Origin of the sequence: Mycobacterium sp., from assembly GCF_965229265.1 — a bacterium.
GTDB lineage: Bacteria > Actinomycetota > Actinomycetes > Mycobacteriales > Mycobacteriaceae > Mycobacterium.
In genome coordinates, this window is the sequence record NZ_CBDDIY010000010.1 from 1,243,702 (window position 1) to 1,257,844 (window position 14,143).

9 protein-coding genes are annotated in these 14,143 nt (G+C 62.7%); 7 read left to right on the forward strand and 2 right to left on the reverse strand.

Annotated elements, in window-relative coordinates; translation table 11 throughout:
• Nucleotides 1-11: 11 nt before the first annotated feature.
• Nucleotides 12-6,995, reverse strand: a complete 6,984-nt coding sequence (locus ADBZ9K_RS07930; protein ID WP_526620823.1) for a PPE family protein — start codon at nt 6,993-6,995, stop codon at nt 12-14.
• 734 nt (nt 6,996-7,729) lie between these two features.
• Here ADBZ9K_RS07930 and ADBZ9K_RS07935 point away from each other — a divergent pair.
• The 4 genes from ADBZ9K_RS07935 to ADBZ9K_RS07950 are packed head-to-tail and all read left to right on the forward strand — an operon-like array spanning nt 7,730 to nt 9,806.
• Complete coding sequence (locus ADBZ9K_RS07935) at nt 7,730-8,584, forward strand: ribokinase (protein WP_526619537.1); 855 nt, start codon at nt 7,730-7,732, stop codon at nt 8,582-8,584.
• A gap of 52 nt (nt 8,585-8,636) precedes the next feature.
• Nucleotides 8,637-8,966: an ArsR/SmtB family transcription factor gene (locus ADBZ9K_RS07940; RefSeq protein WP_526619538.1), complete on the forward strand. Its 330-nt coding sequence runs from the start codon at nt 8,637-8,639 to the stop codon at nt 8,964-8,966.
• On the forward strand, nt 8,966-9,622 hold the full coding sequence (locus ADBZ9K_RS07945; RefSeq protein WP_526619539.1) for a cation efflux transmembrane domain-containing protein: 657 nt from the start codon (nt 8,966-8,968) through the stop codon (nt 9,620-9,622). Before ADBZ9K_RS07940 ends, ADBZ9K_RS07945 begins: the two co-directional genes overlap by 1 nt.
• A gap of 10 nt (nt 9,623-9,632) precedes the next feature.
• Nucleotides 9,633-9,806 (forward strand): hypothetical protein, encoded by a 174-nt coding sequence (locus ADBZ9K_RS07950; RefSeq protein WP_526619540.1) that lies wholly within the window; start codon nt 9,633-9,635, stop codon nt 9,804-9,806.
• Here ADBZ9K_RS07950 and ADBZ9K_RS07955 read toward each other — a convergent pair whose 3' ends face one another.
• Complete coding sequence (locus tag ADBZ9K_RS07955) at nt 9,807-11,849, reverse strand: NAD(+) synthase (RefSeq protein ID WP_526619541.1); 2,043 nt, start codon at nt 11,847-11,849, stop codon at nt 9,807-9,809.
• Nucleotides 11,850-12,013: 164 nt separating this feature from the next.
• On the opposite strand from ADBZ9K_RS07955, the gene ADBZ9K_RS07960 reads away from it, so the two are divergent.
• The 3 genes from ADBZ9K_RS07960 to ADBZ9K_RS07970 are packed head-to-tail and all read left to right on the forward strand — an operon-like array spanning nt 12,014 to nt 14,140.
• Nucleotides 12,014-12,583, forward strand: a complete 570-nt coding sequence (locus tag ADBZ9K_RS07960; RefSeq protein WP_526619542.1) for a YdcF family protein — start codon at nt 12,014-12,016, stop codon at nt 12,581-12,583.
• 30 nt (nt 12,584-12,613) lie between these two features.
• On the forward strand, nt 12,614-13,447 hold the full coding sequence (locus ADBZ9K_RS07965) for an NAD-dependent protein deacetylase (RefSeq protein WP_526619543.1): 834 nt from the start codon (nt 12,614-12,616) through the stop codon (nt 13,445-13,447).
• A gap of 12 nt (nt 13,448-13,459) precedes the next feature.
• Complete coding sequence (locus tag ADBZ9K_RS07970) at nt 13,460-14,140, forward strand: hypothetical protein (RefSeq protein ID WP_526619544.1); 681 nt, start codon at nt 13,460-13,462, stop codon at nt 14,138-14,140.
• Nucleotides 14,141-14,143 lie beyond the last annotated feature (3 nt).

Here is a 14,143-nt window from a genome sequence, read left to right on the forward strand (position 1 = left end):
ACGGTACCGAGTCATCTGCGGAAAAAACCCGACACCCGGGTGCCGACGTTTGCCAGACCCGAGTCGAGCGCCGGCTCGGTCGAACTCAGTGAACTGGTGTTGAACCAGCCCGAGATGGTGTTGCCGGCATTGGCCAGGCCCGAGAGCCAGTCACCGGCGTTGTCCAGGCCGGACGTGTGCGAGCCGGCGTTGCCGACGCCCGAGGCGCTTCCGGCGTTGTAGACGCCCGACGCACCTCCCGCCCCGGAATTCAGGAAGCCCGACGACGGCGCCGCGGTGGAATTGCCGAACCCGGGCCCCTGGCGCCAGGTGAAGTCGAGCACGGTGAACGGACCGAGGGTGCCGCTGCCGGACTGGTTCAGCGTCTCGCTGACGGGATAGTTGATCGTCGTTCCGTCATAGATGCTGATCGGGTCCACGGTTGAGCCCAGCGACAGGGTCTTCACGGTGATCATGGCGCCCCACGAGGTCCACGTGCAGTAGCCGGCACCACAGAGGCCCTGGCGGTCCCAGGTCCTGATCGCCAGCGGAAGGCCATAGCTGAACTCGTTGGTGGAGACCGGGTTGACCGTCGCGGTGATGGGGATGTCGGCGACGACATCGACGCCGTAGTGCCAGGAGAAGGCCGGGATCGTCAGCGAGTACGAGAAGCCGAGTTGGCCTTGGTTGTCGCCGCGCCAGAAGAAACCGTTGTTGTAGTCACCGGTGATGAACGCCCCGGTATTCACATTGCCGGTGTTGGCCAACCCAGTATTGGAATCCCCACTATTGGCCCACCCAGTATTCGTATCACCGGCATTGAACCCACCAGTATTGATATCACCAACATTGAAACTGCCACTGTTACGCCCACCCGCGTTGTAGATGCCGGTATTACCATCACCGGCATTACCCACACCCGAGTTCACCGAACCCGTATTAAACCACCCCGTATTCAGCGACCCAGCATTCCCAAACCCCCAGTTCCCATCACCCGAGTTAAAGAACCCCACATTATTATCACCCGAATTGAAGAACCCAATATTATTGTTCCCCGAATTAAACAACCCAACATTACCAGTCCCAAGATTCCACCACCCAATCCCGAACTGATGATCCCCCGTCAAACCAAAACCAATATTCCCCGTCCCCGAATTCCCGAAACCAACATTCCCCGACCCAACATTCCCCCACCCAAAGTTGAAACTCCCCAAATTCCCAAACCCAACATTCGAATCACCAGCATTCCCCCACCCCACATTCGAATCACCAGCATTACCCGAACCCACATTCCCATCACCAACATTCCCCAACCCCACATTCGAGTCACCCTCATTACCCGAACCCAGGTTGAAATCCCCCACATTCCCGCCACCAAAATTCCACGACCCCACATTGCCCAACCCCACATTGAACGGAGTCCCCCGGAACCAACCAGCCACACCATCACCAGCAGAAGCCAACCCCGACACCCCCGCCCCCACACCCACCAACGCCGTGTTGAACACCCCCGACACCGCATCACCAAGATTGGCAAACCCCGACAACCGCGACCCGTAATTCACCAACCCCGACACCGCAGCGCCCACCAACGCCACATTCCACAACCCCGACACACCCGCACCAAAATTAAACAACCCCGACCCAGAACCCGAATTAAAGAACCCCGACGACAACCCACCACCAGAATTAAAAAACCCAGGACCCGCCGGCACATCCAACAACGAAATACGAATCGGACCCACACCGGCACCGCCGGAGACATGGATCGCACTAGTTCCTCCGCCGATGAGCGCCGACAACGCCTCGTTGGCGGTGTCGAGGAAGCCGATCGTGATCGGGTCGACGGTGATGTCCCCAAGACCGACGCTGGCTCCGACCTGGTTGGGCGCACAAGCCACATAGCAGACCCAGCTCGGCGGGGCGAAACCGACCACCGGCGCCGGTCCCAGGCTCACTTCGGGGATCGTGATGGCGGGTATCTCGATCGGGGTGGCCATCACGGTGATGGGGATGTTGATCGGGATGTTGCCGGTAAGGGTCAGCGGGATCTCACCACCATCGAGCCCGCCGATGGTGATGCCGAGGTCGATGCCGAGTTGGCCTTGGTTGTCGCCGCGCCAGAAGAAACCGTTGTTGTAGTCACCGGTGATGAACGCCCCGGTATTCACATTGCCGGTGTTGGCCAACCCAGTATTGGAATCCCCACTATTGGCCCACCCAGTATTCGTATCACCGGCATTGAACCCACCAGTATTGATATCACCAACATTGAAACTGCCACTGTTACGCCCACCCGCGTTGTAGATGCCGGTATTACCATCACCGGCATTACCCACACCCGAGTTCACCGAACCCGTATTAAACCACCCCGTATTCAGCGACCCAGCATTCCCAAACCCCCAGTTCCCATCACCCGAGTTAAAGAACCCCACATTATTATCACCCGAATTGAAGAACCCAATATTATTGTTCCCCGAATTAAACAACCCAACATTACCAGTCCCAAGATTCCACCACCCAATCCCGAACTGATGATCCCCCGTCAAACCAAAACCAATATTCCCCGTCCCCGAATTCCCGAAACCAACATTCCCCGACCCAACATTCCCCCACCCAAAGTTGAAACTCCCCAAATTCCCAAACCCAACATTCGAATCACCAGCATTCCCCCACCCCACATTCGAATCACCAGCATTACCCGAACCCACATTCCCATCACCAACATTCCCCAACCCCACATTCGAGTCACCCTCATTACCCGAACCCAGGTTGAAATCCCCCACATTCCCGCCACCAAAATTCCACGACCCCACATTGCCCAACCCCACATTGAACGGAGTCCCCCGGAACCAACCAGCCACACCATCACCAGCAGAAGCCAACCCCGACACCCCCGCCCCCACACCCACCAACGCCGTGTTGAACACCCCCGACACCGCATCACCAAGATTGGCAAACCCCGACAACCGCGACCCGTAATTCACCAACCCCGACACCGCAGCGCCCACCAACGCCACATTCCACAACCCCGACACACCCGCACCAAAATTAAACAACCCCGACCCAGAACCCGAATTAAAGAACCCCGACGACAACCCACCACCAGAATTAAAAAACCCAGGACCCGCCGGCACATCCAACAACGAAATACGAATCGGACCCACACCACCAGCAACATCAACCGGCACCGACGTACCCGGCCCACCGATCAGGGCGTCCACCGTGGGCAGCGTGACGGTGATGGTCGGGATCGTGATCGCGTTCCCGTAAGGGAGACCGGACGAGGTCCACCCCTCGCCGACCGAGATCGGGGCAATGGTCGGACCGCCGGGATTGAAGGAGAACGTCGAGCACGAGGGTGGGCACACAGACCAGTTGTAGGAGTAGATCAGGAAAGACGGGATGTTGAATCCGTTGAGCACGACATCGCTGAGGTCCGCGGTGATGGGGATGTTGATCGGGATGTTGCCGGTAAGGGTCAGCGGGATCTCACCACCATCGAGCCCGCCGATGGTGATGCCGAGGTCGATGCCGAGTTGGCCTTGGTTGTCGCCGCGCCAGAAGAAACCGTTGTTGTAGTCACCGGTGATGAACGCCCCGGTATTCACATTGCCGGTGTTGGCCAACCCAGTATTGGAATCCCCACTATTGGCCCACCCAGTATTCGTATCACCGGCATTGAACCCACCAGTATTGATATCACCAACATTGAAACTGCCACTGTTACGCCCACCCGCGTTGTAGATGCCGGTATTACCATCACCGGCATTACCCACACCCGAGTTCACCGAACCCGTATTAAACCACCCCGTATTCAGCGACCCAGCATTCCCAAACCCCCAGTTCCCATCACCCGAGTTAAAGAACCCCACATTATTATCACCCGAATTGAAGAACCCAATATTATTGTTCCCCGAATTAAACAACCCAACATTACCAGTCCCAAGATTCCACCACCCAATCCCGAACTGATGATCCCCCGTCAAACCAAAACCAATATTCCCCGTCCCCGAATTCCCGAAACCAACATTCCCCGACCCAACATTCCCCCACCCAAAGTTGAAACTCCCCAAATTCCCAAACCCAACATTCGAATCACCAGCATTCCCCCACCCCACATTCGAATCACCAGCATTACCCGAACCCACATTCCCATCACCAACATTCCCCAACCCCACATTCGAGTCACCCTCATTACCCGAACCCAGGTTGAAATCCCCCACATTCCCGCCACCAAAATTCCACGACCCCACATTGCCCAACCCCACATTGAACGGAGTCCCCCGGAACCAACCAGCCACACCATCACCAGCAGAAGCCAACCCCGACACCCCCGCCCCCACACCCACCAACGCCGTGTTGAACACCCCCGACACCGCATCACCAAGATTGGCAAACCCCGACAACCGCGACCCGTAATTCACCAACCCCGACACCGCAGCGCCCACCAACGCCACATTCCACAACCCCGACACACCCGCACCAAAATTAAACAACCCCGACCCAGAACCCGAATTAAAGAACCCCGACGACAACCCACCACCAGAATTAAAAAACCCAGGACCCGCCGGCACATCCAACAACGAAATACGAATCGGACCCACACCACCAGCAACATCAACCGGCACCGACGTACCCGGCCCACCGATCTGCCCGGTCAGAAGTTGATCAGGGAACGAAATTGTGATGGCTGGAATGCTGAAGCTCGCCGAGCAGCTCGGATTGCGCCCATCCGAGACGCAGTTGCCCACGCTCACGTCCGTGTTCAGGATGTCAGGAATGACCGGCACATTGGGGGCGATCGTCAGCGTGCCACCGGCCCCGGTGATGGTAAATCCGTCGACCACGATCTGGCCGGGGGCCAGGCCGATGGTGATGGGGATGTCGACGGGAATGTTGCCGGTGACGGTGATCGGGACCTCGGGGATGGTGATGCCGAGGTCGATGCCGAGTTGGCCTTGGTTGTCGCCGCGCCAGAAGAAACCGTTGTTGTAGTCACCGGTGATGAACGCCCCGGTATTCACATTGCCGGTGTTGGCCAACCCAGTATTGGAATCCCCACTATTGGCCCACCCAGTATTCGTATCACCGGCATTGAACCCACCAGTATTGATATCACCAACATTGAAACTGCCACTGTTACGCCCACCCGCGTTGTAGATGCCGGTATTACCATCACCGGCATTACCCACACCCGAGTTCACCGAACCCGTATTAAACCACCCCGTATTCAGCGACCCAGCATTCCCAAACCCCCAGTTCCCATCACCCGAGTTAAAGAACCCCACATTATTATCACCCGAATTGAAGAACCCAATATTATTGTTCCCCGAATTAAACAACCCAACATTACCAGTCCCAAGATTCCACCACCCAATCCCGAACTGATGATCCCCCGTCAAACCAAAACCAATATTCCCCGTCCCCGAATTCCCGAAACCAACATTCCCCGACCCAACATTCCCCCACCCAAAGTTGAAACTCCCCAAATTCCCAAACCCAACATTCGAATCACCAGCATTCCCCCACCCCACATTCGAATCACCAGCATTACCCGAACCCACATTCCCATCACCAACATTCCCCAACCCCACATTCGAGTCACCCTCATTACCCGAACCCAGGTTGAAATCCCCCACATTCCCGCCACCAAAATTCCACGACCCCACATTGCCCAACCCCACATTGAACGGAGTCCCCCGGAACCAACCAGCCACACCATCACCAGCAGAAGCCAACCCCGACACCCCCGCCCCCACACCCACCAACGCCGTGTTGAACACCCCCGACACCGCATCACCAAGATTGGCAAACCCCGACAACCGCGACCCGTAATTCACCAACCCCGACACCGCAGCGCCCACCAACGCCACATTCCACAACCCCGACACACCCGCACCAAAATTAAACAACCCCGACCCAGAACCCGAATTAAAGAACCCCGACGACAACCCACCACCAGAATTAAAAAACCCAGGACCCGCCGGCACATCCAACAACGTGACGTGGACACCGCCCACGGTGACCGTGAGATCCACATCGACCGTCGTTGTGGGTGATCCGACGTTGATCGTCAGGTCCGGCACGGTAACCGTCGTGCTCGACAGTGTGGCGGAGTTGATGTTGATGACGACCACGCCACCAGCGAGATCGAGCGTCAGTGGTCCAACCGTGTTCCCCAAGATCGGAATGCTCTGACCGTCGATGACGAACTGCTCATTGATCGGAATGGCCTGTTGGTAGGTGTAGCTGAACTCCGGGATGTCGAATCCGAGATTGATCCCCACCCAGTTCTGGTTGTCTCCGGTGACGAAGAAGCCGTTGCTGTAGTTACCCGAGTTGAATGCGCCGGTGTTTCCATCTCCGGAATTGAAGAAACCAGTATTGGAATTGCCCGAGTTGCCCCAGCCGGTGTTGGTATCGCCGCTGTTGAAGCTGCCGGTGTTGACATCACCGGTGTTGAAGTTGCCGCTGTTGTGGCGCCCCGCGTTGTAGATGCCGGTATTACCATCACCGGCATTACCCACACCCGAGTTCACCGAACCCGTATTAAACCACCCCGTATTCAGCGACCCAGCATTCCCAAACCCCCAGTTCCCATCACCCGAGTTAAAGAACCCCACATTATTATCACCCGAATTGAAGAACCCAATATTATTGTTCCCCGAATTAAACAACCCAACATTACCAGTCCCAAGATTCCACCACCCAATCCCGAACTGATGATCCCCCGTCAAACCAAAACCAATATTCCCCGTCCCCGAATTCCCGAAACCAACATTCCCCGACCCAACATTCCCCCACCCAAAGTTGAAACTCCCCAAATTCCCAAACCCAACATTCGAATCACCAGCATTCCCCCACCCCACATTCGAATCACCAGCATTCCCCGAACCCACATTCCCATCACCAACATTCCCGCTGCCGATATTTCCGGTTCCGACGTTGCCGAAGCCGATCCCCTGGAAGCCCGCGAAGATCCCGGTGCCGGCAGCCGACGTCCACGCAGCCAGCGCGTCGCCGAGGGCCTGGAATTCGTTGAGGAATGTTTGTGACGCCGTGGTCGACCCTGCGGTGGACCCTGCAACTGCTGTCTTCCGTACCCCGAGGACCGGCTGCGTGGGTTCCCCGTGCTCGGCGGGGTCAGCGGGTGACAGGGCGGCACTAGGCGGAGCCACCGGCGTGGCGACCGCCGGCGCTTCCCCGACCTGCGCATCTGCAGCTGGCCTGACCGCGACGGTTCCTTTGCCCGCGGATGCCGCTTCGGCCGGGCCTCGGCGTCCGGCAGACACGTTCGCCGTGAGCACCGGTGGGCGGCCGGGCACCTTCGAAACCGGCTGGGAACCCGAACGCCCCGGCACGGCGGCGGCCGAACGCGGGCCCGCACCTCCTGGTTTGTTCGCTCGGGCACCGTGGGCACTCGGGCCCTTGACTGAGGGCGCCGAAGCACCCGGTGAATCGGGGTTGTCTGCGTGCGCGGCCCCAGTGCCCGTGGCAAACGCCGCACCCATCGCCAGAGTGAAGGCACTCGCCCCCAGCCAGCTGTACGGTTCGATTCGACGCCGTGACGGCTTCCGATGCCGACCCGATGAGCCGTGCGTGCTTTTCCTGGGTTTCTGCCCGCCACTCATGGCTGACAAATTTACATAGCCGACAAGAGTTGGCGCCGCAAACGCTTCGAATGTCGCCCGGCGGCTCTCGGCGGTGTTATCGCTCGACGCTCCGCCAGCGAATTAGGCTGGGTAGGGTGACGCGGGTTTGTGTGGTGGGCAGTGTGAACGTCGACCGATTCTTCCGCGTTGCGACGCTGCCGCGCGCCGGTGAGACGGTATTGGCGTCCTCAACGATGGCCAACCCGGGCGGCAAGGGCGGCAACCAAGCCGTGGCGGCGGCGCGCGCCGGTGCTGCCGTTCAGTTCGTCGGGGCGGTCGGCACCGACCCCGCCGGTGCCGACCTCCGCGCCCACCTCAGCGCCAATGGAGTCGGCCTCGACGGCCTGACCGACCTGTCGGCACCGAGCGGAGCAGCGGTGATCCTCGTCGATGACCGCGGCGAGAATCTCATCATCGTCGCGCCCGGCGCCAACGCCCACCTGACGTTGAGCTCGGCGAGGGCGCGGGCGGTGATCGCCGACTGCGACGTGCTGCTGCTGCAACTGGAGATCCCGATCGCGACGGCCGTGGCCGCGGCGCACGAGGCTCGCTCGGGCAGAGCGACCGTGATCGTCAACGCCTCCCCTGCCAGCGCCGAAGTGACGTTACGCGACCTCGCCGCGGCCACTGACGTGGTGATTGTGAACGAGGCCGAGGAACCGCACTGGACCTGGCCCACATCGCATGTGGTCATCACCCGGGGTGCGCGCGGTGCTACCTACCGGGGCCCACACGGAGACGTTGACATAGCAGCGCCGGCCGTGGAGGCCGTCGACACCACCGGAGCCGGCGACGTCTTCGCCGGTGTACTGGCCGCGGACTGGGCATCCGGGCATCAACGAGCGCTGCGGCGGGCCTGCGCGGCGGGAGCGCTGGCCACCCTGGTGCCCGGCGCCGGGGATTGCGCGCCGCTTCGCGAGGCGATCGACGACGTTCTGGCAAGGGACTGAGCCGAGAAAGTACAGAATTCCCTGAATACAGCATTGGATGTACTGTCTGGATATGCAGACATCGACCCGTCGCGACGCGCTGTCCCGGTTCGGAGCTGCCCTGTCCGATCCGACGCGCGCCGAAATCCTGGTGCAACTGCGGGACAGTCCCGCCTACCCGTCAGAGCTGGCCGACAAGATCGGGGTCTCCCGGCAGATCCTGTCCAACCACTTGGCTTGCCTGCGCGGCTGCGGCCTGGTCGTCGCCGAGCCCGAAGGCCGGCGAAACCGCTACGAGCTGGCCGACCCACGGATCGCGAAGGCCCTCGACGATCTGATCGGGCTCGTGCTGACCGTCGACCCCGGCTGCTGCCCGGCCGCCGGCAACACCGACTGCTGCTGATGGCCACCACCCCTGCCGCCGCGCGCCGGGCGCAACTGGCCCGAAGAATCCGACTGCTGGTCGCGGCGACGATCACCTACAACCTCATCGAAGCGGCAGTCGCGCTCACCGAGGGCGCCCGGGCGTCGTCGACCGCTTTGATCGGCTTCGGGCTCGACTCGCTTGTCGAGGTGTCCTCGGCGGCCGCCATCGCCTGGCAATTCGCCGCGCCGGACCCGCAGACCCGGGAGAGGGCCGCCTTGCGGTTCGTCGCTGTCTCCTTCTTCGCCCTCGCGCTCTACGTGACCGTCGAGTCGATTCTGGCGTTGACCGGGCTGCGGGAAGCACGCCACTCGCCGATCGGCATCGGGCTGGCCACCGTCAGCCTGGTGATCATGCCCGCGCTCTCGCTGACCCAGCGGCAGGCCGGCCAGGAGTACGGATCACGTTCTGCAGTAGCAGATTCCAAGCAGACGCTGCTGTGCACCTACCTGTCGGCGGTGCTTCTTGCCGGGCTATTGCTCAACGCGTTCGCCGGCTGGTGGTGGGCCGATCCGGTGGCGGCGTTGGTGATTGCCGGGGTGGCGGCCCGCGAGGGCCGGCAGGCCTGGCGAGGTGACGCCTGCTGTGGTCCCGTCTCGGTCGACGAGGACGACGATTGCCGCCCACCGCGCTAGCGTGGATTCAATGGCACCCGAGCACACCACCGGCCGGCTCTACTTCCCCCTGATCGTCGGGCTCATCATCGGCGTGGCCTTGGCGGCCTCCAGCGGCCACTGGTGGTGGTCGACCGTCGGAGTGCTTGCCGGCGGCGCCGTCGGCGGCGTGGCCGAAGTGGTCCGTCGCCACCGTCGCCGATGATTACTCCTGCGGAATCTCCCGCTCGATCTCGGCCAGCCAGGTGCGCGCGGACATATCGGATGGGGCCCGCCAGTCACCGCGCGGCGACAGCGAGCCGCCGTGAGACACCTTCGGCCCGTTGGGCAGAGCCGACCGCTTGAACTGGCTGAACGAGTAGTAGCGCTGCGCGAAGACCTCCAGCCAGTGCCGAATCTCCTTCAGCGAGTATGCCGATCGCTTCCCGTGCGGGAAGCTGGGCGGCCAGGTTCCGCGGTCCGGATCGCTCCACGCATGCCAGGCCAGGAACGCGATCTTCGAGGGACGAAAGCCGTACCGCAGCACCTGGAACAACGAGAAATCCTGAAGCGGGTAGGGACCCACCTTGGCTTCGCTGCTCTGGACCTCCTCGCCCTCGCCGGCAGGCACCAACTCAGGAGTGATCTCGGTATCGAGCACCGACTGCAGGGTCTGGCCGACTTCCTCGTCGAACTCCCCCGACCCGATCACCCACCGGATCAGATGCTGGATCAGGGTTTTCGGCACCCCGCCGTTGACGTTGTAGTGCGACATCTGGTCACCGACACCGTAAGTCGACCAGCCCAGGGCCAACTCCGACAGGTCGCCGGTGCCCAGCACGATCCCGCCACGCTGGTTGGCGATGCGGAACAGGTAGTCGGTGCGCAGACCGGCCTGCACGTTCTCGAAGGTGACGTCATATACCGCTTCGCCACGCCCGAACGGATGGCCCATCTCAGTCAGCATCAGCGTGGCCGTCGAGCGGATGTCGAGTTCGGCGAACGTGACACCCAGGGCTCGAGACAGTGAAATGGCGTTGTTTTTGGTCCGCTCGCCCGTCGCGAAACCCGGCAGGGTGAAAGCCAGGATGTCGCTGCGTGGCCGGCCCTCCCGGTCCATCGCCCGCGCGGCAACGATCAGCGCGTGGGTTGAGTCCAGCCCGCCGGACACACCGATGACGACCTTGGGGTAATTCAGCGCGCGCAGCCGCTGTTCGAGGCCGGCGACCTGGATGTTGTACGCCTCATAGCAATCCTGTTGCAGGCGAAGCGGATCGCTGGGCACGAACGGGAAGCGCTCGACCTCTCGCATCAGCCCGATGTCACCGCTGGGCGGGTCGAGCCGGAATCCGATGCGCCGGAAGGAATTCAGCCCGTCCTGGTGGTGCCGGCGATTGTCGTCGAAGGTCCCCATGCGCATCCGCTCGGAGCGCAGCAGATCCAGGTCGACGTCGGCGACCGAACGCCGCTCCCCCTTCGGAAAGCGCTCGGATTCAGCGAGCAGGCGGCCGTTCTCATAGATCATCGTCTGGCCGTCCCACGCCAGGTCGGTGGTGGACTCACCTTCGCCGGCCGCGGCATAGATGTAGGCGGCCAGACACCGCGCCGAGGCCGAGCGGGCCAGCAGCGTGCGGTCCTCGGCCCGGCCGATCGTGATCGGGCTGCCGGACAGGTTGGCCAGCACCGTCGCGCCGGCCAGGGCAGCCTGTGCGCTGGGGGGCACCGGCACGAACATGTCCTCGCAGATTTCGACGTGCAACACCAATCCGGGCACATCCTGGGCCGCGAAGAGCAGATCCGGCCCGAACGGCACCTCGGCGCCGCCGATCCGGATGGTGCCGCGCATGTCGTCACCGGCGGCGACCTGGCGGCGCTCGTAGAACTCCCGGTAATTCGGCAGATAGGACTTCGGGGCCACCCCGAGCACCGCACCCCGGTGGATCACCACCGCGGTGTTGTAGATGCGGTGCAGATAGCGCAGCGGCGCGCCCACCACCAGCACCGGGAAAAGATCGGCCGAGGCCGCCACGATGTCGAGCAGGGCATCCTCGACGGCATCGAGCAGCGCGTCCTGCAGCAGGATGTCCTCGATCGAGTAACCCGACAGGGTGAGTTCGGGGAACACCGCCACCGCGACGCTGTCGTCGTGGCAGGCGCGCGCGATCCGCAGCACCGACTCGGCGTTGGCGGCCGGGTCCGCCAGCACCGTGTGGTGCGTACATGCGGCCACTCGGGCGAACCCGTGCCGGTATGCGGAGTAGAAATCCATGCCTCATTGTCGCCCGAGGCCCACCCGTCGGAACGAAGACCACCCACGTCGAGCGTGTCCGTCATTCCCGACCGGCTGCCAGCGACGCTGACGGTAACGACAGACCACGCCCAACCGATTACCTGCATGGCAAGTGAACACGGTTCGACAGCTGCGGAGGAAGCGTGCGACGTCGATGGAAAGCCGCCTGCGGCGCACTGCTCCTCGTTGTCGCCACCATCCTCGGCGCGGCCCCCGCTCAGGCGGCGCCGGCACCTGCGCCCAAGGACTTCTCCAATCCAGCGATCGTCATATTGGGTTACGGCCTGCAACCCGACGGCTCGATGCGCATGATCCTGCGCCGCCGGGTACTGACTGGTCTGGCCGTGGCTCAATTCTTCCCGCGCTCGCCGATCATCGTGACCGGCGGTAACCCCCAGAACGGCGTGACCGAGGCGTCGCAGATGCGCCGCATGCTGACGATGCTGGGCTTCCCCGACAACCGGATCATCTTGGAGGACAAGGCCAATAGCACCGTGCAGAACGCCAGGTTCTCGGTTCCGCTGGCCCAGCAGGCCGGCACCTCGGGCATCATCCTGGTCACCTCGACGACGCACCAGGGCCGCGCCGACGGCGATTTCGTCGACGCCGGGGCCAACCTGCTGGCCACGGTCAGCTATCCCGACGGCAACCCGACGGTCAACGTCGCCCAGTTCGCCCGCGACGCCATCAGCCCGTTCACCGACTTCGGCTAGGCCGATCCGGGTGCGCCTACCCTGGATTGCGTGGACGCTCCCGAACTCGTCGCCCTGTTGGCGGGCCGGCGCGTCGCCGTACTCACCGGCGCAGGGATCTCCACCGATTCGGGCATCCCCGACTATCGCGGGCCGGACTCGCCACCGGCCAATCCGATGACGATTCGCCAGTTCACCTCCAGCCGCGCATTCCGGCAGCGGTACTGGGCGCGTAACCACCTGGGTTGGCGGCACAAGGCCCAGACGCAGCCCAATGCCGGGCATCGGGCGCTGGCCGAGCTCGAGCGTGCCGGCGTCGTCAGCGGGATCATCACCCAAAACGTCGACCTGCTGCACACCAAGGCCGGCAGCCGAAACGTCATCAACCTGCACGGCACCTACGCGCAGGTGATCTGCCTGGACTGCGGCCACACGATGTCGCGCGCGGCGTTGGCCGAGAAGCTCGAGGCGGCCAATCCCGGATTCGCCGAACGCGCCGAGCGGGTCGGCGGCATCGCCGTGGCGCCCGACGCCGACGCCGTCGTCACCGACACCGACTCGTTCCGCTTCCTTGACTGCCCGATGTGTGGCGGGATGCTCAAACCCGACATCGTCTACTTCGGCGAAAGTGTCCGTTCTGAGATTGTGGCCCAGGCGTATTCGTTGGTAGAGGCATCAGAGGCATTGCTGGTGGCCGGTTCGTCGCTGACGGTGTTCTCCGGGTACCGCTTCGTGCGGCACGCCGCCGCACGCGGGCTGCCCATCGCGATCATCAACCGCGGGCCCACCCGCGGCGACGACCTCGCGACGGTCACGGTGGACAGCGGCTGCTCACCGATGTTGGCGCTGTTGGCCGATGAACTGTCCGGGCTGATGTCGGCATGACAAGCTCGGGGCGTGCCCACCCCCGATGACGTCGAGAAGGAAGCCGGCCGGATTCAGGCCCTGCTGAGACGGGTCCGCCCGCCTGCCGGGCCGATCACGACGCGGTGGGCGTTGGGTATCGGGGACGTCGTCGCCGACACCGCCCGGCTGCCCGAGCGGCTACGCGGGGTGGTGCGACTGCTCAACCGGTTCGGCGGGGTCGCGGTCAGCCCGCAGACCCTCGAGTTCGACGGCGACGACGTGGCGTGGTCGACGATGACCGAGATCGATACTCGCAACCTGGTGGAATACCTGCTGTCGGGCGCGGTCGAGAAGCAGGTGGACCGACTGCCGGTGCCGTGGTTTCCCGGCCGCGGCAAGCTGCTCGGGCTGGCCTCGGCGGCGGTGCTGACGTTGCTGATGGCCACCGCCCGTCAACAGATCGAGGATCACGCCGACGCTCGCATCCCCGCCGAGGTGCACTACCGCGGGTTGCTGGGGCGCGAGAAGGTGCTCTCGCCGGGCGTGCTGTCAACGCTGATCCTGGCCGACCCGCTGGTCGGCGAGTGCGTGATCGCCACCGCGACAGCCAACGGGGTGACGGTGCGCAAACCGGCCGAGGATCCGTTGGACGCCGCTGGCGACCGTGCCGACCAGCTGAAAGCCAAGCTCGCCGCGCTGGAGAAGCGGGTGACCGGGCTGCTGTGTCGCTAGCCG